The sequence below is a fragment of the Asaia bogorensis NBRC 16594 genome (genome assembly GCF_001547995.1).
Classification (GTDB): domain Bacteria; phylum Pseudomonadota; class Alphaproteobacteria; order Acetobacterales; family Acetobacteraceae; genus Asaia; species Asaia bogorensis.
Map to the genome: position 1 here is coordinate 993,061 of NZ_AP014690.1, position 22,816 is coordinate 1,015,876.

A 22,816-nucleotide genomic window follows, 5' to 3' on the forward strand; every position below is an offset into this window, starting at 1 on the left:
TTGTCTCTCTGCGCGCAGGGCTTATGTGAAGAGGCATGCACACTCATTCCTCTTCCCCCCATGACCCTGTTGGCTGGCATGGCACCACCATCCTTTGCGTTCGTCGCGACGGACAGGTGGCCATGGCGGGTGACGGGCAGGTTACGCTTGGCCAGACGGTCATCAAGGGCAATGCCCGCAAGGTACGCCGCATAGGGCCCAAGAACTCGATTCTAGCCGGGTTCGCCGGGGCAACAGCTGATGCCTTCACCCTGATCGAGCGCCTCGAAGCCAAGCTGGAGCGCTATCCTGATCAGCTTGAACGGGCCTGTGTCGATCTGGCGAAAGACTGGCGCACGGATCGCTATCTGCGCCGGCTGGAGGCCATGATGGCGGTGGCCGATGCCCATCGCTCCTTCACACTGACCGGCAATGGCGACGTGCTTGAGCCTGAGGACGGAATCATCGCGATCGGCTCCGGCGGCAATTACGCGCTTTCGGCCGCGCGTGCGCTCATCGATATCGAGGGGCTGAGTGCCGAGGATGTGGCCCGCCGTGCGATGAAGATTGCGGGCGATATCTGCGTCTACACCAATCATTCGGTCCGGGTGGAATTGCTGGGCGGAGAGTCGCTGTAATGGAAATTCCGAATTACTCGCCGCGTGAGATTGTCTCCGAGCTTGATCGCTTCATTATCGGTCAGAACGAGGCCAAGCGGGCTGTGGCTATTGCCATGCGCAACCGCTGGCGCCGTGCGCAACTACCCGAAGGGTTGCGTGAAGAGGTCGTGCCAAAGAATATCCTCATGATCGGGCCAACCGGCTGCGGCAAGACCGAGATCGCCCGCCGTCTGGCGCGTCTGGCACAATCGCCTTTCCTGAAGGTCGAGGCCACCAAGTTCACCGAGGTCGGCTATGTCGGGCGTGATGTGGAATCCATCGTGCGCGATCTGGTCGAGGTGTCACTCACCATGCTGCGTGAGGCCCGGCGCAAGGACGTGAATGCCAAGGCCGAGCTTGCCGCCGAATCCCGCCTTGTCGACGCGCTGGTCGGTGAAGGGGCCACGGCGGACACCAAGACCAAGTTCCGCCAGATGCTTCGTAATGGCGAACTCGAGGACAAGGAAATCGAGATTCAGGTGGGGCGTGAGCCGGGCGCGGGTGAGATGCCCGACATGGCGGGTGGCACGGTCATGAATGCCGCTGCCTTTGGCGATCTCATGAAAAACCTCATGAACCGCTCCCCCCAGAAGCGTCGCCTGACGATCGCTGCCGCGCGTCAGCTTCTGATCCGCGAGGAAGCCGACCGGCTGGTGGATAACGACGCACTGACCCAGGATGCAGTGCGTCATGCGCAGGATCACGGCATCGTCTTTCTCGATGAGATCGACAAGGTCTGCGCCCGCTCGGGTGAAGGCGGTGGACGGGGTGGCGATATCTCGCGTGAGGGCGTGCAGCGCGATCTTCTGCCGCTGATCGAGGGAACGACGGTCACCACCAAATACGGGCCGGTGAAAACCGACCATATCCTGTTCATCGCATCCGGGGCCTTTCATCTGGCAAAGCCCTCGGACCTGCTGCCTGAGTTGCAGGGGCGTCTGCCTATTCGCGTTGAGCTGGCTGGTTTGACACGTGAGGACCTCAAGCGCATCCTGCTCGAGCCTGAGCACTCTTTGCTCAAGCAATATGTCTCTCTTCTTGGCACCGAAAATCTTACGCTCTCCTTTGAGGACGGCGCGGTGGATGCGCTCGCCGAAGTGGCGGCGGATATCAATGAACGTGTCGAGAATATCGGTGCCCGTCGTCTTGCGACGGTCATGGAGCGCCTGCTGGAAGATGTTTCCTTCAGGGCGTCTGACCGGAGCGGGGATACTGTGGTGATTACCGCGCAGGATGTGCAGGAGCGCGTTGCGCCTCTGGCCCGCAAGGGCGATCTGAGCAGGTTCATCCTGTGAGCGGCGCGGTAACGGATCTCCCTTTCGTCCAGCCCGTGGATGGCACGGCGGCGGAGGCCATTGCGTCGATCGGCGATGAACTTGCCTTGTTCGATGACTGGATGGATCGCTACGAATACATCATCGAGATGGGGCGCAACCTCCCGCCCTTTCCTGCTGAGTGGCAGAATGATGGGCATCGTGTGCCCGGCTGCCAGAGCCAGGTCTGGCTTGAGGCGCATGAGTCAGATGGCCGCCTGTTCTTCGCCGGTGCGTCCGATGCGGCCATCGTGAATGGGTTGGTGGCTCTGCTGCTGCGCGTCTATTCCGGGCGTGACCGGGCGGAGATCGAGGCGACGGACCCGACATTCCTGCATGATCTGGGACTGGTGAAGGCGCTCTCGACCAACCGTGGCAATGGGGTTGAGGCAATGGCCCAGGCCATACGGGCCCGAGCCCGGGCCTGATTTTGACAGGGTAGAACGGCAATCAAGAAAAAAGGCCCGGTCTCCCGGGCCTTTTTTACATGGAACAACCCGAACTGCGAGAGGCGGAGACCGCCCCCTAAATCAGTTCTTGCCAGGGGCCCCATCAGCGGGGGTCGCGGGTGCGGTCGTCTTGCTATCGTCCTTGGAGGCGGCATCAGCCTTGCACTTGGTGAACTTGCCCTTGGCATCGCGGCATTTCTCGGCCTTCGGCTTTTCGCATTTCACGAACTTGCCCGAGGTCGCATCGCGGCAGGGCTTGGCGTAGGCAACAGGGGCTGCGGCTGTGCCGAGCAGCACGGTCAGAGCGAGAAATCCACGGAGCATGATGAAATCCTTGGCTGAGGTTTCAGCAACACTCTGACATTATTCGTCTCTGTGCAAGAGCCGTGCAGGCCCTTTGAAGCCAGGCACAAAAAAACCCGCCAAAAGGCGGGTTTTCCTGTTTCCGAAACCGGGAAGGATCAGTTCGGCAGAGCGTAGGCGATGACGTAATCGCCCATCTTCGTGCCGAAAGAGCCGTGACCACCGGCATAGGTCACGATGTACTGCTTGCCATTGGCAGAGTAGCTCATCGGGGTGGACTGGCCACCGGCGGGCAGACGGTCCTGCCACAGGGTTTCACCCGTCGTGACGTTGTATGCGCGGATGTAGAAATCCAGCGTGGACGTCAGGAAGGCGACGTTGCCGGCCGTGGTGAGCGGGCCACCGAGGCTGGGCACGCCAACCTTGAGCGGCGGAAGCTGGATGGGCAGGGCGCTATTGTACAGGCTGTCACGCAGCGTGCCATTGCGATGCTGCCAGACCACCTTGTTGGTGCGCAGATCGATACCAGCCATGTAGCCCCACGGCGGACGCTTGCACGGGATCGGCAGACCGATGCGTGTGGTGATCGGGTTCAGGAACGGGCTCAGCATGATGGCATAGGGTGCGCCATAGTTGTGCTGCAGGCCGGTCTCGCCGCCCGAACCCTTGGCGTCCTTTTCGGGCCAGAGCGGGTTACCCGGACCACGGGGAACCAGACGCGACACGAAAGGCAGGGCGATCGGGTTGGAGATGGCGATCTGACGCTGCGGATCGACAGCAAGACCACCCCACTCGAAGATACCCAGATTGCCCGGGAAGATCAGCGAGCCACGCTCGGACGGTGCCGTGAACGTGCCCTTGTAGTCGAGCTGATGGAATGCCACGCGGCAGATCAGCTGATCGAACACGGTGCCACCCCACATGTCCTTGCCCGTCAGCAGGGCCTTGGGGCGCAGCGTCAGATCAGAGAAGGGCTGTGTGGGAGCAACGTGATCGCTCTTAACCACTTCCTGCGGCACGGGAAGCTCGGGTGCAGGCACGATCAGCTTGCCGTCGCGACGGTCGAGAACGAAGATGTTGCCCGTCTTGGCCGGCGCGTAGATGGCCGGAATAACGGTGCCGTCCTTCTGGGTGATATCCACAAGGCTCATCTGGGCCGGAAGATCCATGTCCCACAGATCGTGGTGCACGGTCTGGTAGCTCCAGGCCAGCTTGCCGGTATCGGCGTGCAGGGCGAGCACGGACGACGCATAGCGTTCGGCATCGGGGGTGCGGTTGCCGCCCCACTGGTCAGGGGTCTGAACGCCGGTCGGGATATAGACCAGGCCCAGATTGGCGTCATAGGACGCGGTGATCCACGAGTTGGGCGAGTTGGCGACGTATTTGTGGTCACCGCTTGGCATTTCGTTCGGGTCGGGGTTCGAGGGGTCGAACACCCAGACGAGCTTGCCTGTGAACAGGTCGAAAGCACGCGTAACGCCCGAGGGCTCCTTGGTGGAGTTGTTGTCGGTCACGGCCCCGGAAACGATCACGACCTTGTCTGTTACGACAGGCGGTGAGGTCGGCTCGTAGCCGCCAACATGGTCATACGGCATGTAAGGCGTACGCAGGTCGATCTCGCCATTATTGCCGAAGCTCGGGCAGGCCTTGCCGGTCTGGGCATCGACAGCGAACATGCGACCATCATTGACGGGCAGGAACAGGCGCTCATGGCACTCATCAGGGGCCGGCGTGCCATCTGACGTGACGGCGCTGGCATCGGATTTGTGGTAGGTCACGCCACGGCAGGTCAGATGCTGGAAGCCTGGATTGACATAGAGATGGGGGTCGAACACCCACTTCGTCTTGCCGGTTGCGCCATCGACGGCCCACAGCTTCTGGTGCAGCGAGCAGAAATACAGCGTGCCATTGACGGCAAGCGGTGTCGCTTCGTTGGTGGCTTCACCGGGGTCGTTCGGGCCCTTGAAGTCGCCCGTACGCATGGTCCAGGCAACCTTGAGCTTGCTGACATTGTCGGCATTGATCTGGGTGAGCGGGGAGAAGCGATCGCCATACTGGGTACGGCCATAGGCCTGCCAGTCGCCATCGGGCACCTGGGCGGCATCGCTGCCAGCGGCGGCGATCTTTTCGGTGGGCAGATTGCCCGCCTTGTCACCCGGATCCTGCACGAAGGCCACGACCACGACAATCAGCGCAAGGACGACGCTGCCGAGCAGGGGTAGGGTGGCGAGGCGGCTCGTGGTGATCTGGCGGCTGACGAACGGCAGGAGCAGCCAGATGCCGAGAATGGTGATGACGTCGCCGCGCGGCACGAGCGACCAGAAATCGATGCCGATTTCGCTGATCGCCCAGATGAGCGAGCCGAGAATGATCAGGGTATAGAGCCAGAAGGCGGCCGCGCGGCCCCTCCAGACGAGATAGGCGGTCGCCAGAAGGGCAATACCGCAGACTGCGTAATAAGGGGTGTCGCCATAGCTCAGGAGCCAGACACCGCCGAGTGTCAGATAAATGCCACAAAGGGCAAATATCACGGCGGTGAGGGCTGCCCAGAACCGCGGCCGGGAAACCGTGTTCATGCGTCGTCCTATGTGTGGTTTCGTGTTCGGAAACGTTGCGAAAAGAGACCGCGTCGTAAAAGGCCCAAATGTTGATCTACGTCAAGAACGTCCCATATTGTGGTTAAGGTTCTGTCTAACCCAAAGTAAATGTTTTAGCGCGTTAAAATGGGTTGTGCAGGGCAGAGATATCCTTTAGGTGCCCCCTTTCGAACGCGCGTCCAGGCGATGGTAGGGCATGCCTGGCCGCTTGGTAACGCCCGCAAGCAATTGCGGGAGGTTGCCTGATATGTCGAGAGGAGAATGAAATGCCCAAGATGAAGACCAAGTCGTCGGTCAAGAAGCGGTTCAAGATCACCGCGACCGGCAAGGTGATGTGCGGTCCCGGCAACAAGCGCCACGGCCTCATCAACCGTCCGCAGAAAATGAAGCGCACCAATCGCGGCCCGCAGACCATGACAGACATGGATGCGAAGACCGTGAAGCAGTGGGCCCCCTACGGACTGGCTTGAGGAGCAGATAAATGGCACGTGTTAAGCGCGGCGTAACGACGCACGCCCGTCACAAGAAGGTTCTGGATCTCGCCAAGGGTTACCGCGGCCGGTCTTCTACCAATTATCGTATCGCTCTCGAGCGCGTCGAGAAGGCTCTTCGTTATGCCTATCGCGACCGTCGCAACAAGAAGCGCGATTTCCGCGCTCTGTGGATCCAGCGTATTAACGCTGCTGTTCGCGAGCAGGGCCTGACCTACAGCAAGTTCATCAACGGACTGGCAAAGGCTGGCATCGAAATCGACCGTAAGGTTCTGGCCGCCATCGCATTTGATGACGCCGCAACCTTCGCCGAGATCGTGAAGTTGGCGCAGATGGCTCTTGAGCAGTCCGCTCAGGAACAGACGGCGCAGGCCTGATCAAAGGCTCTAGCCTCCGGATTTCGGCTTCGGCAGATTTCCGGATTTGATAGAAAACGGGTCGTCCTGTATCAGGACGGCCCGTTTTCTTTTTTGACGATACCAGTTGACCGATGGGACAGGCGAATGATGGGCGATGATCTCGAAGCGCTGAAAAGCGAAACTCTCGAATCCCTGGCGCAGGCGCAGGATCACGCCAGCTGGGACGCCATTCGCGTTGGGGTGCTCGGCAAATCGGGGCGCCTTACTGTCCTGCTCAAGGAACTGGGCAAGATGACGCCCGAGATGCGCAAGGAGCGCGGTCAGGCGCTGAACCGCCTGCGCGATGCGCTCAATACGGCTGTTGAAGAGCGCGGCCAGGCCATTGCCGAGGCGGCGCTGGAAGCCCGGCTGAAATCCGAGCAGGTCGATGTGTCGATGCCTGCTGTCTCGACTCCGCTCGGGCTGCTCCATCCGATCAACCGCACGATCGAGGAAATGACGGCGATTTTCGGTGCCATGGGGTTTTCGGTCGCCGAAGGGCCGGACATCGAATCGCAATGGCATAATTTCTCGGCGCTCAATACGCCCGACCATCATCCTGCGCGGACCGAGCACGACACATTCTACCTGCCTGCATCCCACGAGGAGTCGCCGCCGCGTGTGCTGCGTACCCAGACATCGGGCGTGCAGATCCGCACCATGCTGACCGAGCCTCCGCCGATCCGCGTGATCGCGCCGGGGCGCACCTACCGCGCCGATCATGACGCCACCCACTCACCGATGTTTCATCAATGTGAAGGACTTGTCATCGATCAGGGCATCACGCTCGGTCATCTCAAGGGCTGTCTGATCGAGTTCTTGCGCATCTTCTTCGACAAGCCGAACCTTCCTGTCCGTTTCCGTGCCTCCTATTTTCCGTTCACCGAGCCCTCGATGGAGGTTGATATCGGCTGGTCCCGCCAGACGGGTGAGATTGGCGGTGGCACCGACTGGCTCGAGGTTCTGGGCTCGGGCATGGTTCATCCGCGCGTACTGGCCAATTGCGGCCTCGATCCTGCCATATGGCAGGGCTTTGCCTTCGGTATGGGCATCGAGCGTCTGACCATGCTCAAGAACGGTATTCCCGATCTGCGCTCCTTCTATGAGAGCGATCTGAGATGGCTGCGTCATTACGGCTTCTCTGCCCTGTCCTCCGTCAGCCTCGCAGAAGGAGTCTGAGACCATGAAATTCACTCTGTCCTGGCTGCGCGAGCATCTCGATTTCACGGTCTCGCTGGATGAGATCGTCAGCAAGCTCAACGCCATAGGCCTCGAGGTCGAGAGCGTCGAAAATCCCGCCGACTCGCTGCGTGGCTTCCGTGTCGCCAAAATTCTCGAGGCTCATCGTCATCCCGATGCTGACCGGTTGCAGGTCTGTGTGGTGGCCGCTGGCGGGGATTACGAGAAGGTGCAGGTCGTCTGCGGTGCGCCCAATGCCCGTGCCGGACTGCATGTGATCTTTGCCCCGCCGGGGACCTATATCCCGGGCAGCGACATCACCATCAAGGCAGGCAAGATTCGCGGGCAGGAAAGCGGGGGTATGCTGTGTTCCCTTCGCGAGCTGGGTCTCGGGGCGGAAAGTGACGGCATTGCCGAGCTGCCTGAGACGGTGGTGCTGGGTCAGCCCTTTGCAGACTATGCGAAGCTCGATGACCCGGTGATCGATATCTCGATCACGCCCAATCGTGGCGATGCCCTCAGCGTGCGTGGCATTGCCCGGGATCTGGCTGCTGCCGGACTGGGCCATCTCAAGCCGTGGCTGGTTGAAACGGTCGAGGGGCAGTTTGCCTCACCGATCAACTGGGACATCCAGTACGATACGGCATGCCCCTATATCGCCGGGCGACTGGTGCGTGGCGTGAAGAACCGCCCAAGCCCCGACTGGCTGCGTCAGCGCCTCGAATCGATCGGGCTCAAGCCGATCAGCGCGCTGGTCGACATCACCAACTATCTCACCTTCGATCTGGGGCGTCCGCTCCATGTGTTCGATGCGGGCAAGATCAGCGGCAACACCCTGTCTCTCACCCGTGCGGCACGTGAGACGTTCCGCGCACTGGATGGGCGCGACCTCGTTCTCGGCACGGATGACCTTGTGATTGTCGATAGCGCTGGTGTGCAGTCCCTGGCGGGCCTGATCGGCGGCGAGGCGACGGGCGTTTCTGACGAAACGACGGATGTGTTCATTGAGGCCGCTCTGTTCGACGCGGTCCGTATCGCCCTGACGGGACGCAGGCTCGGCATCCATACCGATGCCCGCCAGCGTTTCGAGCGCGGAATCGATCCGGCACTCGTTCTGCCCGGCCTGGAAGCTGCCACACAGCTCATTCTGTCGCTCTGCGGCGGTGAGGCCAGTGAAATCACCAGCGCTGGCGCAGTTCCCGCCTGGCAGCGTGAGGCATGGCTGCGTTTCGATCGTCTCGAAACGCTGGGTGGCGTCGAAATCCCTTCGGGGGAAGCCACACGCATCCTTGAGCATCTCGGCTTTGCCGTACATGAGCAGGACGAGACACGCGCCTGTTTCGCGGTGCCATCATGGCGCAATGACGTGGCGACAGGTGTCACGCTCGATCAGGCACCGCATCTCGACCCTGCCCAGGCCCAGAACGCTGCGGCGTCGGTTCATGCCATCGAGGCAGAAAACGACCTGATCGAGGAAGTGCTGCGTATCTACGGGCTGGACTCGGTTCCCCCGCTGCCATTGCCGCTCAAGACAGCGATTGCCGCTCCCGCCCTGACGCCGGCACAGGTCCGTCTGGGCGATCTGCGTCGACTCTGCGCGTTGCGTGGGCTGGTGGAAACCGTTGGCTTCTCCTTCGTCTCGCATGAGGACGCTCTGCTGTTCGGCGGAGCGCCTGAGGGGCTGCGTCTGCTCAACCCGATCGCTTCCGACCTCAACCAGATGCGCCCTACGCCGCTGATCAATCTGGCCCGTGCGTGGCAGCGCAATGCGGCGCGTGGACTGAGCGATGCGGCCCTGTTCGAACTGGGCCCCTGCTTCCATGCAGATGGGCAGAAGCTCGTGCTGGCCGGGCTGCGTGGTGGTGAGACGCCAAGGCGCCCCGGTACGCGGGCACAACCCATGACGTTGTGGGACGCCAAGGCGGATCTCATGGCGGCGCTCGAGGCTCTCAAGCTTCCTGCCGAGGCGCTGAGCGTGACAGCCGATGCGCCCGGTCATTATCATCCCGGCCGCTCGGGTGTTGTGCGTCAGGGTCCAAAGACGGTTCTGGGCTGCTTTGGCGAGCTGCATCCCCGCGTGACACGCGCCATGGGTATCGACTCGACTCTTGTCGTATTCGAAATTTTCCTCGATGCCGTGCCGCTGCCCAAGGTCAAGCGTCGCCAGCCGCCTGCGCTCTCGGCTTTCCAGCCTGTCAGTCGCGATTTTGCCTTCATCGTGGCACCGGGTGTGGAAGCTCAGGCTGTTCTCAAGGCCGCCCGTGGTGCCGAACGGGCGCTGATCAGCGATGTGCGCCTGTTCGATGTTTATGAGGGCGGGTCGCTCGAGGCAGGTCATCGGTCATTGGGCATCGAGGTCACGCTTCAGCCCGTCAAGGCGAGCCTGACCGATGAGGAAATCGAGGCTGTTTCCGAAAAGATCATTGCGGCCGTTGCCAAGGCAACCGGCGCAACGCTGAGACGCTGAGGCCGCATGCCCAATTCTGCCATCACCCCTCGCGTCATCTGGCTTCTGGCAGGTGAGGCCAGTGGTGATGTGCTGGGCGCCCACCTCATGCAGGCACTTCACGCGCGCGACCCGCATCTGATTTTCGTTGGAATCGGTGGTCCGCGCATGGAGGCTTTGGGCCTCGCCAGCCTGTTCCCCATGCGGGATCTGGCAGTGATGGGGCTGGTGGAGGTGCTGCCGCGCATACGACAGCTCTCCCAACGCCTGAACGAGGCGGTCAATGATGTGGTGCTGCGTCAGCCCGATCTGATTGTCACGATCGACTCACCGGGTTTCGCGTTGCGCTTTCTCAAGCGCCTGCGACACGTGACCGTACCGAAAATCCATTATGTGGGCCCGCAGGTCTGGGCGTGGCACGAGAAGCGCGTCCACAGTTTCCCCGAACTCTGGGACCGGCTGCTTTGCCTCCTGCCGTTCGAGGTGGAGTGGTTCGGTGAGCGCGGCGTAGCGGTCGATTTCGTCGGTCATCCGGTGCTTCAGTCAGGGGCCGATCAGGGGGATGCGAAGCGCTTTCGGCTGCGTCATGGCATTGCCGATGAGGCACCCGTGCTGATCCTGATGCCTGGCAGCCGTCGCTCCGAGGTGCCGCGCCTTTTGCCGGTTTACGGTAAGATGCTCGCCCTGCTGAAACAGCGTCTGCCGGGTATCGTGCCGGTCCTGCCGCTTTCGCCGCTTGTCGCCCAGACGGTACGCGCTGCCGTGGCGCGCTGGCCGGTCAAGCCGATCATCGTGACCGAACTGCATGACAAGCATGATGCTTTCGCCGCAGCAGGCGCAGCCCTGACCAAATCGGGCACGTCGACGCTCGAACTGGCTCTGGCGCATGTACCGATGGCTGTGGCTTATCGCGTCAATCCGGTCACGGCGTTCATGGCGCGTCGCCTGATCAAGGTGAAATATGTGGCGATGGTCAATCTGCTGGCAGGGCGGGAGGTCGTGCCCGAGCTTCTGCAGGAGCGTTGTACGCCAGAGGATCTGGCGGATGCGTCCTATGCCCTGTTGACCGACCCGGCGCTGGGGGCGGCGCAACGCGAAGCCTTCGATGCGGTCATGGCGCAGCTGCGCCCTCCGGCATCACCGAGCCATAACGGTACCCCGTCAGACGCGGCGGCAGAAGCGGTTCTGCGTATCCTGAACGAACGACGCCCGGTGACAGCGCTAGGGACGGTCACGACAACTGAGCCCGACGCGCCCTGAGACGCCTCAGGCGGCGCTTTCTGTGGGCGCAGCAGCCTCAGCGTGCCGCGGTGGGGGATCTGGTTCTGTGAGGGAAAGGCCCCGTTCGCGTCACGGATAAGCCCCTCGGCAAGCGCCAGCCCTTTTCACCAGACGGGGATAAAGGGGCAGTAATAGAGGCAAGGCTCAGTGCGCGCTGCCATAAAGCTGCTCGGGCGTGACTTCCGGCGCTGTCGTATCCCGCAGCCCCTCAGGAACGACTTCATGATAGAAGCAGCTGCGACGGCCAGTATGGCAAGCCACGCCTGTCTGGTTCACGAGCAGCAGCACCGCATCGCGATCGCAATCCAGCCGGGCCGAAACAAGGGTCTGGCGCTGACCAGAGCTCTCGCCCTTGCGCCAAAGCCTGTCGCGGCTGCGTGAATAGTAGCAGACCTGACCGGTTGCGAGCGTCTCGGCCAGTGCCTCGCGGTTCATCCAGGCCAGCATCAGAACATCATGTGGCGCCTCTGCCGCCTGGGCGAGGGCCGTAATCAGCCCGTCCTCATTGAAACGCACCGTATCGAGCAGGGTGTCGATCGTCTGCTGATCGGGGGGGAGGTAGCTCATGATGCTTCGTCCTGAAACCAGTCGGGAATGATGGGTGTGAGGGTTACTCCCTCATGATGCACGGGCGTTGTCCAGACCTCGCGACGCAAAAAGGCAAGGCCATGCTGCCCGAGACTGCTGCGCATCTGTCCGATCTCGCGCCCTTCAGCCATCAGAATGGTACCGCAGGGGGGGAGGGGACCATCACCCTGCACGGGCACCAGACGCTTTTTCACCAGCCCACGGTAATGGGTACGGGCGGTGAGTTCCTGCCCCATATAGCACCCCTTGGTGAAAGAGATGCCGTGCAGCCAGTCGAAATTCGCCTCGATCAGCAAGGTCTTCTCGCTCTCGCAATCCTGCGCATCGGGCAGGCCCAGCGAGAGGCGGTGGGCATGATAGGCGGTGAGATCGGCCTGATCGGCAGTGTCAGATCCCTCAGTGACACGGCGCCATCCCGCATCGGGATGCCTTGGGTCACGACGTGCGCCCTCGTGGGGGGTGTCATCCCATAGGGCTTCCACGGAAAGAGCGGTCCGTTCTAGCGCCACGTCAGCGCGCAGGCGGAACCGCATCAACCGGCTGATCAGAAAATCAGCGTGATCGGCAGGTACGTCGAGCAGAAGGCGCTCGCTCTCATGCCATAAAAAGAAATCCGAAAGGTAGCGGCCCTGGGGTGTGAGATAGCCTGCCCATATCAGGGCCTCGTCTGAGGCGGCATTGACGTCGTTCGACACCAGTCCCTGAAGAAAACTCACCCTGTCCCGGCCACTGAGGGAGAGAATAACGCGATCCGTGAGCCATGCTCTTGCCATTTTCATTCTCCAATCCGGACAGTATTGAATGGAGATGCGGGTTGCAGCCTGCTGAAACAAGAGAGAAAATGTGAAAGCGACGCATGCGTTATTCGTGCGTTGCCTTATCAACGCAAGTCATTCCCCTCAGGAGGGGATATCCTGGGAGGCGTGACTTTTGCCAGTGTCCGAGATCATTGACCCGGCCGATCCCGAAGCCGAAACGAGAAGACGCCGTCTGATCGAACTCGTAGGCCCGATCTTCGGCGTTGTTCTTGTCATTGTGGTCATTGTTGTTGTCACGCTTCATTCCTATCACAAGACGCGCGACGGGGTGATTGCGCTCACCCGCGATCTGTTGCGCGAGGAACAGAAAAACCTGACGCAGCAGGTTTCAGACTATCTGGCCCCCGCTCCGGCGACTGCAACGGTGGCGCGTGACCTGCTGACCGATCCGGTGACGGATGAGCCACCCCAGGTCTTTCTGAATTATGGCGCATCCATGCTGCGCAATGTCGAGCAGGTGGAGAGCTTCTATCTCGCCGATGATCGTGGCTCGTTCTGGTTTATCGATCGTGCGCCAAAGGATATCGCCGATGGCATGGAATGGGTGCATCTGCTGCGGGACAAGAATGTTTTCCGGCACTGGTATTATGACAAGAACAATGTGCTGGTCCGCACGAGTGACACGCCGGGCAAGAATTACGATCCGCGTCAGCGCCCCTGGTACAAGGGAGCCTTCGAGCACCCTGACCTGAACTGGTCCGACCCCTATCCCACCGTTGCCACAGAACAGCTGATCGTGACTGCGGCCAGCGTCCTGCACACATCCGATGGGCATCAGGCCGTCTTTGCCATCAACATCTCCCTCAACCGCCTGACGGATTTTCTTGCAGCCATCAAGATTGGCAAAAGCGGCCAGGCTGTCGTGGTGGACAAGGAGGGGCATCTTATTGCGGGCAGTCACCTGCTGGATGTGGCGCGAAAGGCGAACTGGCAGTTCGACAAGATGCAGCTCGATCCTGCCACGCAGCCGGTTTTTACACGCGCGCTCTCGCTGTTCCACATTTACGGGGCGGGTGTGCACCTCATCAAGGCGCATGACACGCAATACGTCGCTATCATGGCCTCGTTGCACAAGATCAGGCCAGGATGGGTATTGCTGCTGAACGCGCCAGAGGACGATTTTGCGGCTTTCGCTGCGGCAGCAGGGCGGCAGGGTTTTCTTTTTTCCATGGTGATTGTCGTGCTGGCCGGGTTGCTGGCAGGGTTTCTGGTGCGACAGAACCGCCGGACCGAGGGTCTGCGTCGCCAGATCCGGTATGAACGTGCCCAGGTCAAGGCCGAGAGCAATGCGCTCAATGCCATGGCCGGAACGCCTCATCTCCTTGACCCCGGACACGATGCACCACTCCTGACGCAACGTCTGGCTGAACTGGCCCGGGCAAGGCGTGTGAGCCTGTGGCGGTCGGTTGGCGAGGAGGAGCGTCTTTTGTGTGAAGACTCCTATGACCGGACGACAGACGCTCATAGTGCGGGCATGGAACTGGCCCATAGCGATCTCAAGAATTTCTTTGCCATGTTGATGTCGGGTGAGGTGATCGAGAGCGATCACGCCTCGGCACAGGAGGGGTTGCGCACCTTCCAGCGCATGGTCATGAGTCAGATCGGTTCAAAGTCTGTCTATATCCAGCCCATTCTGGCCAGAGGTACGGTTATCGGCATGGTGGTGCTGGAAGACGCTGCCCGTCCCCATGCAGTCTCGCACATCATTGCGATTGTTGCCGAGATTGCGGCCGTCCGTTTTGCAAGCATGAGGGCCGATGAGGCTTCAGCCGGAAAGCCGGAGCAGACGCAACGCGAGGATTATGGTGCCATCACCACGCGACTGAATGAGGGCTTCATTGCCGCACCCGGCGAGAGCAGCGCTAACGGTCTCAAGGCGGGGCAATATGCAATGGTCCCGGTGGCGACAGTCCTGTTCCAGGACTCGAAGTCGGAAGCAACTGTCGATCTGATCCCGATCGTCCAGACGCTGGTGGAGCGGTTTCAGGACGTCATCCAGCATGCCGGGCTGTTTTCGGCTCAGGTTCTGGGTGGCAGGCTTGTGCTGATTGGCGGGTGTTCACAGGAGCCCGATCCCGATGCGGCACGGCGTGTCGCCGATGCGCTGTTGGCCCTGCGTGAACTGGCGCTTGTGACACTGTCCGACGCCGAACTTACCCCGAGCTTCCGTATTGGCCTCGATGTCGGGCAGGCCTTCGGGGCGACGCTGGGTCAGGATCCGGGTGTGTTCAATATCTGGGGCGAGGCACCTCAGACATCGGAGCTGCTGGCCATCAGTGCACCTGACTCAGGGACAATCCAGGTGTCGGAGGCCGCCCATGCGTTGCTGCGCGACTACTATCTGTTTAGGCCACGCGGCATGTTCTACCTGCCGGGCCTTGGCATCACCAACACCTATGTTCTGGCAGCCAAGCGTTGAGTGACGAGATTCCCCTCTACAGGCGCCTGCTCCGCCGTCTGGGCGCGCTGACGAGGCGGCAGATGCGTTTCTCGCTCATGCTCGTCGGGGCGAGCTGGGGCGTGGTACGTGAGGCGCTGCGCCCGACTTCGTGGCGCCGTACGGTGCTGCATGAGTTCAAGAACACGCTGCGACAGGCCGCGGGCGGTGGGCTGTTCAGCACGCTTTTCACGGCGGCGCTCACAGGGTTCGGGATTGTGGCGCAGGCGATCTACTGGCTGGGCATTGCCGGTATGGCCGATAGCACGGACTCTCTGCTGGCTACCGTGCTCGTGCGTGAAATCGCCCCGGTTCTGGTGGGCATCATCCTGCTGGGCCGGAGCGCCATGCTGAGCCTGACGCAGCTTGGACAGCTAACGCTGGGCGGTGAATTGCGCGCGCTTCAGGCTCAGGGGATCGATCCCTTCATGACACTGGTCATGCCGCGTGCGCTGGCGATGATGCTGAGTTCCTTCACGCTGGGCATGGTGTTCAGCATCATCTCACTGTCGGTCGGATATGGCGTTTGTCGTGTTCACTCCGTCATCACCATGCCGCTCTGGACGTTCCTCTACGATATCGTCGGGGCCATGAAGCCGATCGATTACCTCGGGATTCCCCTCAAGCTTACGATCAGCGGATTTTTGCTGAGCCTTGCCACGCAGCTGACCGGTCTCGATGCCACGCGTTCGGATACGATTGCGACCCTTCTGCCGCGTGGTTTTGCTCGTGGTATTCTCGTGATCATGGTCGTCAATGTCGTGCTCGGGGTGACAGTCGCATGACCGACGACCTTTCTGCCGTACTGGAATTGCGCGAAGCCCGCCCGGTTTTTGAGGAAAGCGGTCTGACGTCCATTCCCTATTCGCTGCGCCTGATGCCGGGCGACTGCATGCTGATTGCCTGTCGTGATTCCGAGCGCGCCACACGTTTTGCGGATCTTTGCACCGGTATGGCACCGCTCGTCTCGGGACAGGTGCTGTGCCAGGGGCTTAATTGGGAGGCGCTGGCCGAGCCCCGGGCCTGGGCGCTACGGGGGCGTATCGGCCGTGTGATGCAGCAGGGAGCCTGGATCGACCTGTTTGGCACCGATCTCAATATTCTTCTGCAACAGCTGCATCATACGCGCACGCCCACCGAGGAACTGATCGATGAGGCAATCGCGCTTTCCAGACGTTTTGGCCTGCCGGGTCTGCCGACATTGACCCCGGGACGGCTGAGCGTGGCTGATCGGGCCAAGGCGGCCTGTGTGAGAGCCTTTCTGGGAGAGCCGAAGCTGCTCTTGCTGGAAGATCCGGTGGAGCTGGAGACTGCTGATATGATGACTGCCTTCCTTGCCGAGCTGACAGCGGCACGTGAGCGAGGCTGTGGTGTGATCTGGTTTTCCCGCGAACCGGATCTGTGGCGTGGCTATCATGCCGAGGGAACGCAGCGATACAGGTTGCTGGATGAGGGTCTGTTACCAATGAAGCAGGTGGTCTGATGTTTCGTGTCCGTTCAAACGCCAACACTGGCAGCCGCACCCGTCCTTTGTTGCGCATCCGCTATGCCGATGAATGGGTCGGTATGCTGGTCGTCGCGACTTTCGGCCTGTTCATCTTTGCAATTATCGAGGCCGGCGTTCTGCGAGACTGGCTGACGCCCTCAGGCAAGCTGCATTTCAATCTGCCCGAGAGCGGTATTGCGGGCCTGGCCGTGGGAAATGACATCGAGCTTATGGGGATCCGTATCGGCTCGATCCGTGCGGTGAAGATCAACCCGCATGGTAATATGTACGCCATTGCTGATATCGACCCGCAATTCGAGCCTTATATCCGCAAGGACAGCCGCGCCATCATCCGTCATCGCTTTGTCGTGGCCGGAGCAAGCTATATCGAGCTTGAGCGCAGCAAAGGCCCTGCGATGGACTGGGAGTTTGCCGAGCTTGAAGCCACGGTCGAACCCAACCCGGCTGATATGATTACCAAGACCATCAGTGATATTCGTGCGGGCATGATGCCGAGCCTGCACAATGCGGACAAGATCATGGCTGACCTCGCTGCCGTGACGACATCCATCCGCAACGGTAAAGGTACAGTCGGTGGGCTGATGATGGATGACACGCTGCTTAAACATGCGGATGAAGTGATCAGAACACTTCAGGACTCCATAGCGCAGCTCAAGCCGATCGAGGCTCAGATATCAGGCGTTCTGAAGCAGACACAGGGCACGATGGATAACCTGCGTTCAAGCAGCAATGACGTGAAGAAAGCCACGCCGCAGCTCAAGGACACGATGGCGCATCTGAATGCCGCAAGTGCCCAGCTTCCGGCACTTCTGACACAGGCACAGGCCACGACCATCAGCCTCAAGCGCCTGACCGACCAGTTGCGTGGTCTCTGGATCCTGGGTGGCAGCTCGGGCAAGGCCCCTGCGCGCAGGCTTCCAGCCGGAGATATCAAGCCATGAAGAGGTCGCGTTTCCTGTTCCTCGGGACATTGTTGGGGGTAACGGCCCTGACGGGCTGTGGCGGTGCTGGGAGCAAGGACGCGGCACGTCCCGATCAGGATTATCTGAATGCCATGGAGGTCGGGCGGGACTCATTCGACCTGACCCATGCCGACCAGGCAAAAACACAATTCGAGAATGCGTATGGTAGAGCCCTGCTTCGCGATGATGTTCTGGCCATACGTGATGCCGGTTATAATCTGGCTGTCGCAAACCTTGCGATGGGTAATGCGAAAGCAACGCTCGATACCGTGCGCCGGGTTCATGGTGACATGGCGCTGCGCGGCGACGCACCCAGCCCAGCGCTCGATCTCGTTGCCGTGGCGGCCTATTGCCGGCTTGGTCAAAATGCTCAGGCAATCGATCTGGCGCACAGGATCAGCACTGATGACCCGGCGCTTATGGAGAGACGCGCATTCCTGATGGGTATTGCTGCTGACGGGGTGGGGGATACGGGCTTTCTGGCGACCTCGCTGAATGCCCTGCCAGTGTCACCCAGGCCGCCGAGGCTGGAACAGGCAGACAGAGCCGAGCTGACGTCACGTCTGGCACTGCGTCAGGGGCATTATGACCAGGCTGAATCGGAGGCGATCAAGGCGATCGATCTGCGTCGCGACATGCTGGATTATCGCGGCATGGCCAGAGCGCTCGATGGTGCAGCGCGTGCAGCTCAGGCTGCCGGCAAGAGCGGGCAGGCAGCAGCCTACCGCCAGCGTGCCGCCGAAAGCCGTGCTCAGGTCAGTGACAAGAGCTGAGCACGGCGCGCCTGCCTCAGCGGGGGAGAGGCGGCATCAGAGTATTGCAGCGGGCTGGTTCGTCAGGCCCTTGCCATCTGTCTGGCGCAGGGAGATGGCCGTGAGGATCAGACAGGCCAGTACCCCGGCGACCGAGGCTGTGCCGAACCACATCATCACGCCATAGAGGGCTCCACCCTTGCAGCATAGATAAAGGGCCAGCAGGGGCAGGAGTAGCCTGCAGGGATGGAGCATGACGCGGGGCAGGGCTGGCAGGGCCAGGATACGGCACATCTTGGGTTGCAGGAACCCATGCGCTGCGAAGGCGACAATCCAGAGCAGGATCGCAGAGGATAAGATCATGGGGTGACGAGCCTGCGATGGATGAGGAAAGCGATCAGCCCGAAACCCAGCACTGTCAGATCGACAGCCTTGTAGACATCGAGGCAGATGAGGAAATTGGCGGTGTTGCGGGTCAGCAGATCGAGAGGCAGCAGTGCCGCCGAGAACGCCGTGAACAGGAAGAACTGCTCGTTCCAGCCGTGCCGTGCCCTGTTGGTGAAACTGCGGAAAACCCCGTGAAGCAGGGCAAGCGCCCAGACGACGAAGAAGGACCGGATTTCCAGATGACTACGGTCGGGAAGATCGGCCCAGAGAAGGCGATTGGCCCAGAGATACGCCAGAGCGGCCAGGGGAAGCCCTGTCGTCACAGCGATGGTCAGAGACTCTGCCAGACGAAAGCCGAAGGTCCTCGCCTTTTTGGGCCGATGCTTCATCAGGAAAATCACGAGCCCCCCCGACATCATGGCGCTACCGATTACACCGCTGACGAAATAAAGCCACCGCAGGGGCAGTGGTGCCCAGCGTATGAAATGCAGCCCACGCAATATGCCGCCGAGGCGATGAAGCGTATCCGGTGCCCGGACCGTCTTGAGCAACGTACCGTCTTTCTCGGAGAACTCCAGATGATCTCGCGTGAGGGCGAAGGAAGCTGAATCCGCCTTTGTCATCGAGACCTTGCCGTGATCGAACAGGACAAGCCCTATCGAACCACTGCCAAACACGTCCTCTGCCTTATGGAACATGGGGGCCAGGGGCGCTGTAACCATCTCGGCTTCATTTGCATCGGGCGAGAGAGGCATGGTCGAGGCAGGGTGGGGCCCTTCGGGTGCAGGCCGTTCGGCCGTGCGATGCGATAGCCCTGCTGCCCTGGCGCGGCCATGCGACCCTGCGCCAGCCTGCGGGCGGCCATGATGGCCCGTGCTGAACATGGGGAAAAGACGGGGGGCATGGATGACGGCGCCCGTATAGGCCATCATGACCATGAAGGGCAGGAAAAGCAGGCCTGCCAGGATATGGGCATCCATGAAGGCGCGGTTTTTCGAGGCAAAAGGTCTGAAAAGCAGAAGATCGCTGAAAATCGACCGGAAATGGATCACGATGCCCGAGCCCACCGCCACCAGCAGGCCGATAGCGGCGATTTCGGTCAGCATATTGCCCCAGAAGGGTCCGTAATACAGCGAATGGTGCAGATCGAAGAAAAGCTGACCGCCTCCCGTCTGACGCGTCGCTACCGGGAACGCATCCTGAGGACGGTATGCGGACCCGATAAAGGCATGACCATCATAATGCTGGATCCGTATGATCGGATCGCGCGGGGTGGGCAGCGTGATGAAGGCATTCTGACCCTCGTCGCGCAACTCCGCAGCGATGGTTCCAACCTGATTGAGCGCCTCATCACTCATTGGCTGAGCGACATAATGGGATAATTCAGGCTGCATCCAGCGCGTCAGCTCGGTGTCGAAAAGGGCAAGGCTTCCGCCCGTGAAGATCACCACCAGAATGATGCCGCCGATAAAGCCGACCCATTCATGAAGCCAGCCCATTCTGATGCGTAGAGTATCGCGCATCAGTGCGTTCCGAACTGTGAAACAAGAGTGACGAGGGGCAGCAGCCACACCGTGAGGGGCATCTGACGTGCAGGAAGCGTTGTCACCCGCCGCGGGGGCAGGCTGAATGCCACCAGCACCGTGACAGGAAGGAGCGCGAAGACGGTCAGGAAGCCGACGATCATGAGCGGTTCGCCCCCATAATGCCTGAACATGGCCATAACGCCCAGGCTAGCAGCGTACCCTACGATCATACCAAGGACGAGGCGCCGGACCCATGAACGAATGTGTTTCCGGCCCTGTTTGTAACTGAGACTCTTTCGCATGTGCTTCCTGTGCAACAGCGCCTAGCTTCGCGACGCGATTATCGCAGGTCAGGACAAAGTTTAGTTGCGAGCGTTTCTTATTCGCGTCTATTTGGCCGCGTCATTTACCTCTTGTCAATGAGATTAGCCTCTTGAGCCTGCTCACCTTGTCCGCCCTGAAGCCCGGAATGCCGCGTCCACGACGTCTGGCACTTTCTGCCCTGCTCATGCTGTCTGCAACCCTGCCGTGCCAAGCTTTCGCACAGGATCAGACACCCGCGCAGGCACAATCGCAATCGGGGGCGGTGAAAGACAGTCAGAAAAACGCGAGAGGGGCTAACAAGGCGCGTAGCCAGGCCCTGACCAGCGACGAGCAGATCGAGGTCAAGGCGCAGCGTCAGAACCGTATGGAAGTGAAGTCAGGCGGTAATCTGGGTGCGCTGGGTAACAAGAAGGGGCTGGATGTGCCCTTCAACGTGCGCAGCTACACCTCGGCGCTGATTCTCAACCAGCAGTCCCAGACGCTGGGCGAGGTGCTGATGAATGACCCGACCGTGCGTACAACGCTCGGTTACGGCAATTTCTCCGAACAGTTCGTGATCCGCGGCTTCCCTGTCTATGGCGATGACGTGGCAATTGACGGGCTATACGGTATCACGCCGCGCCAGCTCGTCTCGCCGCAGCTTTACGAACAGGTGCAGGTGCTCAACGGCGCCTCGGCGTTTCTTAACGGTGCGGCGCCGGGTGGCACGGCACAGGGCGGCAATATCAATCTCGAATTCAAGCATGCCGGTGATACCCCTCTGACGCGGGTGACGGGTGACTACACCAGTTCCTCGATGGGCGGAGGCGCTGTCGATGTGGGTCGACGCTTTGGCCAGGACAAGCAGTTCGGGGTGCGGATCAACGTTGCAGGTCGTAGCGGTGTTGCGGCCATCGACCGGGAGAAGCGCCATCAGATTGCGGTAGGTGGCGGTTTCGACTGGCATGACCGGGCAGAGCGCACGCGTGTTACCGTGGACATGGCCTATGAGAACCAGGGCGTGAATGGCGGGCGCGGTGGCGTGTTCCTGAGCGGTGCGACCTCAGTACCGAAAGTGCCGGGCGCAGGATCGAATTACGGTCAGCCCTGGACCTATACGGAGCTGAACTACATCTATGGCAAGCTGAAGGTGGAGCATGATTTCAGCAAATACCTGACGGCTTATGCGCAGTTCGGCGGTCTGGGGGGCAACGAGAAGGGCAATTACGGTAGCACCTATGTCACCAACAGCCAGACCGGGGCGGGTTATAACGGGGCCATGTATGTGCCCTATGTGCAGACCAATGAAAGCACACAGGCCGGGCTGCGCTCGCATTTCAACACGGGTGGCATCAAGCACGAAATCAATGCCGGTGGGTCTGGCCTGTGGGAGGAAAATGCTTCCGCCTACGCTCTCGCTCTGACGAGGCAGGCCACGAACATCTATCATCCGACGCTTTATAATGCGTCGCAGCCCGAAACGTATATTGGCGGAAACATCGATAATCCGCAGAAGAACAATACCACGCGTCTGTGGAGCCTTTTCTTCTCTGATACCGTCTCGGCATTTCATGACCGCGTCGCGTTGACGGCAGGCTTTCGCTATCAGTCGATCAAGACAGTCGCCTATAATTACGGCAACGGCACAACCTCTTACGATCAGGGAGCATTCACGCCCGTTGTGGGGCTTGTTGTGCATCCTACACGCCAGACGTCGATCTATTTCAATCGCATCGAGGGACTGGCGCCCGGCCCTCAGGCCAGCGGTCAGGTTGTCAATCTGGGGCAGATTTTCCCACCTTACCAGACGGTCCAGTACGAGCTTGGGGCGAAATACGATATCGGCCGTTTCTCGACGGCGGTTTCGATTTTCCAGATCGACAAGCCCAACGCCTACAGCGTTGCTATTCCCGGCACGAGCACCAGCATTTTCTCAGTCGATGGGTTGCAGCGTAACCGTGGTATCGAGTTCACCGTCAATGGTGAAATCTTCAAGGGTCTGCGCTTCAACGGTGGTACCTCGATCATCGACGCGGATCAGCGTCGCACGTCGGGCGGGCTGTACAATGGCAACCGTGTGATCGGCGTGCCGGGTTATACGATCAACGGTAATCTTGAATATGATTTGCCGTTCATTCGTGGCGCGACGCTTACGGGGCGTGTGATCCAGACCGGCCATCAATATGCCGACAATCTCAACAAGATGCGTGTGCCAAACTGGACGCGTTTCGATGTGGGTGCACGCTACAGCTTTGTTGTGGAGCACAAGGCCATCACGACCCGTCTGGGTGTCGATAACCTTGCCAATACACGTTATTGGGAAAGCGCATTCGGTGGTTATCTGCTTCAGGGCCTGCCGCGCACGTTCAAGTTCTCTGTCACCGCCGATTTCTGAGCAGCTCACGGGGCAAGCTGATCCTCGCCCCCCGGCCATCCGGGAT

The 22,816-nt window shown here is 60.6% G+C and carries 21 protein-coding genes; 14 read left to right on the top strand and 7 right to left on the bottom strand.

All coding sequences use genetic code 11. The features are described 5' to 3' along the window. Positions 1 to 35: 35 nt before the first annotated feature. From hslV to Asbog_RS04440, 3 genes are read left to right on the top strand one after another with little or no spacing between them, the layout of a single operon-like run. Positions 36 to 617: an ATP-dependent protease subunit HslV gene (hslV, locus tag Asbog_RS04430; protein ID WP_062164222.1), complete on the top strand. Its 582-nt coding sequence runs from the start codon at positions 36 to 38 to the stop codon at positions 615 to 617. Next, positions 617 to 1,933: an ATP-dependent protease ATPase subunit HslU gene (gene hslU / locus Asbog_RS04435; protein WP_062164223.1), complete on the top strand. Its 1,317-nt coding sequence runs from the start codon at positions 617 to 619 to the stop codon at positions 1,931 to 1,933. The genes hslV and hslU overlap by 1 nt, the downstream gene beginning before the upstream one ends. Further along, on the top strand, positions 1,930 to 2,379 hold the full coding sequence (locus Asbog_RS04440; RefSeq protein WP_062164224.1) for a SufE family protein: 450 nt from the start codon (positions 1,930 to 1,932) through the stop codon (positions 2,377 to 2,379). Before hslU ends, Asbog_RS04440 begins: the two co-directional genes overlap by 4 nt. Positions 2,380 to 2,481: 102 nt before the next feature. Here Asbog_RS04440 and Asbog_RS04445 read toward each other — a convergent pair whose 3' ends face one another. Together Asbog_RS04445 and Asbog_RS04450 are read right to left on the bottom strand one after the other, a co-directional pair. After that, the gene (locus tag Asbog_RS04445; protein WP_062164225.1) at positions 2,482 to 2,724 is read right to left on the bottom strand and encodes a hypothetical protein; all 243 of its coding nucleotides are present in this window, start codon (positions 2,722 to 2,724) and stop codon (positions 2,482 to 2,484) included. Between the two features lie 137 nt (positions 2,725 to 2,861). Further along, the gene (locus tag Asbog_RS04450) at positions 2,862 to 5,279 is read right to left on the bottom strand and encodes a glucose/quinate/shikimate family membrane-bound PQQ-dependent dehydrogenase (protein ID WP_062164226.1); all 2,418 of its coding nucleotides are present in this window, start codon (positions 5,277 to 5,279) and stop codon (positions 2,862 to 2,864) included. 287 nt (positions 5,280 to 5,566) lie between these two features. Here Asbog_RS04450 and rpmI point away from each other — a divergent pair, with 287 nt between their 5' ends. The 5 genes from rpmI (at position 5,567) to lpxB (ending at position 11,074) form a co-directional block, all read left to right on the top strand. Further along, a complete protein-coding gene (gene rpmI / locus Asbog_RS04455; RefSeq protein ID WP_023978115.1) occupies positions 5,567 to 5,770 on the top strand; it encodes a 50S ribosomal protein L35 in 204 nt (67 codons plus the stop codon). A gap of 11 nt (positions 5,771 to 5,781) precedes the next feature. Then, the gene (gene rplT / locus Asbog_RS04460; RefSeq protein WP_062164227.1) at positions 5,782 to 6,168 is read left to right on the top strand and encodes a 50S ribosomal protein L20; all 387 of its coding nucleotides are present in this window, start codon (positions 5,782 to 5,784) and stop codon (positions 6,166 to 6,168) included. 129 nt (positions 6,169 to 6,297) lie between these two features. Next, on the top strand, positions 6,298 to 7,368 hold the full coding sequence (gene pheS / locus Asbog_RS04465) for a phenylalanine--tRNA ligase subunit alpha (protein ID WP_062165706.1): 1,071 nt from the start codon (positions 6,298 to 6,300) through the stop codon (positions 7,366 to 7,368). A gap of 4 nt (positions 7,369 to 7,372) precedes the next feature. Next, positions 7,373 to 9,835, top strand: a complete 2,463-nt coding sequence (pheT, locus tag Asbog_RS04470) for a phenylalanine--tRNA ligase subunit beta (RefSeq protein WP_062164228.1) — start codon at positions 7,373 to 7,375, stop codon at positions 9,833 to 9,835. Positions 9,836 to 9,841: 6 nt separating this feature from the next. Next, positions 9,842 to 11,074: a lipid-A-disaccharide synthase gene (gene lpxB, locus Asbog_RS04475; RefSeq protein ID WP_062164229.1), complete on the top strand. Its 1,233-nt coding sequence runs from the start codon at positions 9,842 to 9,844 to the stop codon at positions 11,072 to 11,074. A gap of 165 nt (positions 11,075 to 11,239) precedes the next feature. Here the strand turns inward: lpxB and hisI are convergent, their stop codons facing one another. Both hisI and ygfZ read right to left on the bottom strand, forming a co-directional pair. After that, on the bottom strand, positions 11,240 to 11,662 hold the full coding sequence (hisI, locus tag Asbog_RS04480) for a phosphoribosyl-AMP cyclohydrolase (protein WP_062164230.1): 423 nt from the start codon (positions 11,660 to 11,662) through the stop codon (positions 11,240 to 11,242). Further along, complete coding sequence (ygfZ, locus tag Asbog_RS04485) at positions 11,659 to 12,462, bottom strand: CAF17-like 4Fe-4S cluster assembly/insertion protein YgfZ (protein WP_062164231.1); 804 nt, start codon at positions 12,460 to 12,462, stop codon at positions 11,659 to 11,661. Before ygfZ ends, hisI begins: the two co-directional genes overlap by 4 nt. A 157-nt stretch (positions 12,463 to 12,619) precedes the next feature. Here ygfZ and Asbog_RS04490 point away from each other — a divergent pair, with 157 nt between their 5' ends. The 5 genes from Asbog_RS04490 to Asbog_RS04510 are packed head-to-tail and all read left to right on the top strand — an operon-like array spanning position 12,620 to position 18,180. After that, the gene (locus Asbog_RS04490; protein WP_062164232.1) at positions 12,620 to 14,920 is read left to right on the top strand and encodes a cache domain-containing protein; all 2,301 of its coding nucleotides are present in this window, start codon (positions 12,620 to 12,622) and stop codon (positions 14,918 to 14,920) included. After that, positions 14,917 to 15,723, top strand: coding sequence for an MlaE family ABC transporter permease (locus tag Asbog_RS04495; protein ID WP_035439481.1), 807 nt, complete (start codon positions 14,917 to 14,919; stop codon positions 15,721 to 15,723). Before Asbog_RS04490 ends, Asbog_RS04495 begins: the two co-directional genes overlap by 4 nt. Next, positions 15,720 to 16,421 carry a P-loop NTPase family protein gene (locus Asbog_RS04500; protein WP_062164233.1) on the top strand — a complete coding sequence of 234 codons (702 nt, stop codon included), beginning with the start codon at positions 15,720 to 15,722 and terminating at the stop codon, positions 16,419 to 16,421. The genes Asbog_RS04495 and Asbog_RS04500 overlap by 4 nt, the downstream gene beginning before the upstream one ends. Beyond that, on the top strand, positions 16,421 to 17,386 hold the full coding sequence (locus Asbog_RS04505) for an MlaD family protein (protein ID WP_062164234.1): 966 nt from the start codon (positions 16,421 to 16,423) through the stop codon (positions 17,384 to 17,386). The genes Asbog_RS04500 and Asbog_RS04505 overlap by 1 nt, the downstream gene beginning before the upstream one ends. Further along, a complete protein-coding gene (locus Asbog_RS04510) occupies positions 17,383 to 18,180 on the top strand; it encodes a hypothetical protein (RefSeq protein ID WP_062164235.1) in 798 nt (265 codons plus the stop codon). The genes Asbog_RS04505 and Asbog_RS04510 overlap by 4 nt, the downstream gene beginning before the upstream one ends. Before the next feature lie 36 nt (positions 18,181 to 18,216). Here the strand turns inward: Asbog_RS04510 and Asbog_RS04515 are convergent, their stop codons facing one another. From Asbog_RS04515 to Asbog_RS04525, 3 genes are read right to left on the bottom strand one after another with little or no spacing between them, the layout of a single operon-like run. Continuing rightward, positions 18,217 to 18,522, bottom strand: coding sequence for a hypothetical protein (locus tag Asbog_RS04515; RefSeq protein WP_062164236.1), 306 nt, complete (start codon positions 18,520 to 18,522; stop codon positions 18,217 to 18,219). After that, positions 18,519 to 20,069 carry a PepSY-associated TM helix domain-containing protein gene (locus tag Asbog_RS04520; protein WP_062164237.1) on the bottom strand — a complete coding sequence of 517 codons (1,551 nt, stop codon included), beginning with the start codon at positions 20,067 to 20,069 and terminating at the stop codon, positions 18,519 to 18,521. Before Asbog_RS04520 ends, Asbog_RS04515 begins: the two co-directional genes overlap by 4 nt. Further along, positions 20,069 to 20,263 (bottom strand): hypothetical protein, encoded by a 195-nt coding sequence (locus Asbog_RS04525; protein WP_146926488.1) that lies wholly within the window; start codon positions 20,261 to 20,263, stop codon positions 20,069 to 20,071. The genes Asbog_RS04520 and Asbog_RS04525 overlap by 1 nt, the downstream gene beginning before the upstream one ends. A gap of 278 nt (positions 20,264 to 20,541) precedes the next feature. Between Asbog_RS04525 and Asbog_RS04530 the strand changes: the two genes are divergently transcribed. Continuing rightward, a complete protein-coding gene (locus Asbog_RS04530) occupies positions 20,542 to 22,770 on the top strand; it encodes a TonB-dependent receptor (protein ID WP_062164239.1) in 2,229 nt (742 codons plus the stop codon). Positions 22,771 to 22,816 lie beyond the last annotated feature (46 nt).

Excerpts from the sequence above, each read along its gene's own strand:
- hslV (WP_062164222.1), top strand. The coding sequence starts at position 36 with ATGCACACTCATTCCTCTTCCCCCCATGACCCTGTTGGCTGGCATGGC.
- Asbog_RS04505 (WP_062164234.1), top strand. The coding sequence starts at position 16,421 with ATGTTTCGTGTCCGTTCAAACGCCAACACTGGCAGCCGCACCCGTCCT.
- Asbog_RS04520 (WP_062164237.1), bottom strand. The coding sequence starts at position 20,069 with ATGCGCGATACTCTACGCATCAGAATGGGCTGGCTTCATGAATGGGTC.
- Asbog_RS04530 (WP_062164239.1), top strand. The coding sequence starts at position 20,542 with ATGCCGCGTCCACGACGTCTGGCACTTTCTGCCCTGCTCATGCTGTCT.
- Asbog_RS04500 (WP_062164233.1), top strand. The coding sequence starts at position 15,720 with ATGACCGACGACCTTTCTGCCGTACTGGAATTGCGCGAAGCCCGCCCG.
- Asbog_RS04525 (WP_146926488.1), bottom strand. The coding sequence starts at position 20,263 with ATGTTCAGGCATTATGGGGGCGAACCGCTCATGATCGTCGGCTTCCTG.
- pheT (WP_062164228.1), top strand. The coding sequence starts at position 7,373 with ATGAAATTCACTCTGTCCTGGCTGCGCGAGCATCTCGATTTCACGGTC.
- hisI (WP_062164230.1), bottom strand. The coding sequence starts at position 11,662 with ATGAGCTACCTCCCCCCCGATCAGCAGACGATCGACACCCTGCTCGAT.
- Asbog_RS04450 (WP_062164226.1), bottom strand. The coding sequence starts at position 5,279 with ATGAACACGGTTTCCCGGCCGCGGTTCTGGGCAGCCCTCACCGCCGTG.
- ygfZ (WP_062164231.1), bottom strand. The coding sequence starts at position 12,462 with ATGAAAATGGCAAGAGCATGGCTCACGGATCGCGTTATTCTCTCCCTC.
- Asbog_RS04510 (WP_062164235.1), top strand. The coding sequence starts at position 17,383 with ATGAAGAGGTCGCGTTTCCTGTTCCTCGGGACATTGTTGGGGGTAACG.
- hslU (WP_062164223.1), top strand. The coding sequence starts at position 617 with ATGGAAATTCCGAATTACTCGCCGCGTGAGATTGTCTCCGAGCTTGAT.
- Asbog_RS04515 (WP_062164236.1), bottom strand. The coding sequence starts at position 18,522 with ATGATCTTATCCTCTGCGATCCTGCTCTGGATTGTCGCCTTCGCAGCG.
- rpmI (WP_023978115.1), top strand. The coding sequence starts at position 5,567 with ATGCCCAAGATGAAGACCAAGTCGTCGGTCAAGAAGCGGTTCAAGATC.
- pheS (WP_062165706.1), top strand. The coding sequence starts at position 6,298 with ATGGGCGATGATCTCGAAGCGCTGAAAAGCGAAACTCTCGAATCCCTG.
- rplT (WP_062164227.1), top strand. The coding sequence starts at position 5,782 with ATGGCACGTGTTAAGCGCGGCGTAACGACGCACGCCCGTCACAAGAAG.
- lpxB (WP_062164229.1), top strand. The coding sequence starts at position 9,842 with ATGCCCAATTCTGCCATCACCCCTCGCGTCATCTGGCTTCTGGCAGGT.
- Asbog_RS04445 (WP_062164225.1), bottom strand. The coding sequence starts at position 2,724 with ATGCTCCGTGGATTTCTCGCTCTGACCGTGCTGCTCGGCACAGCCGCA.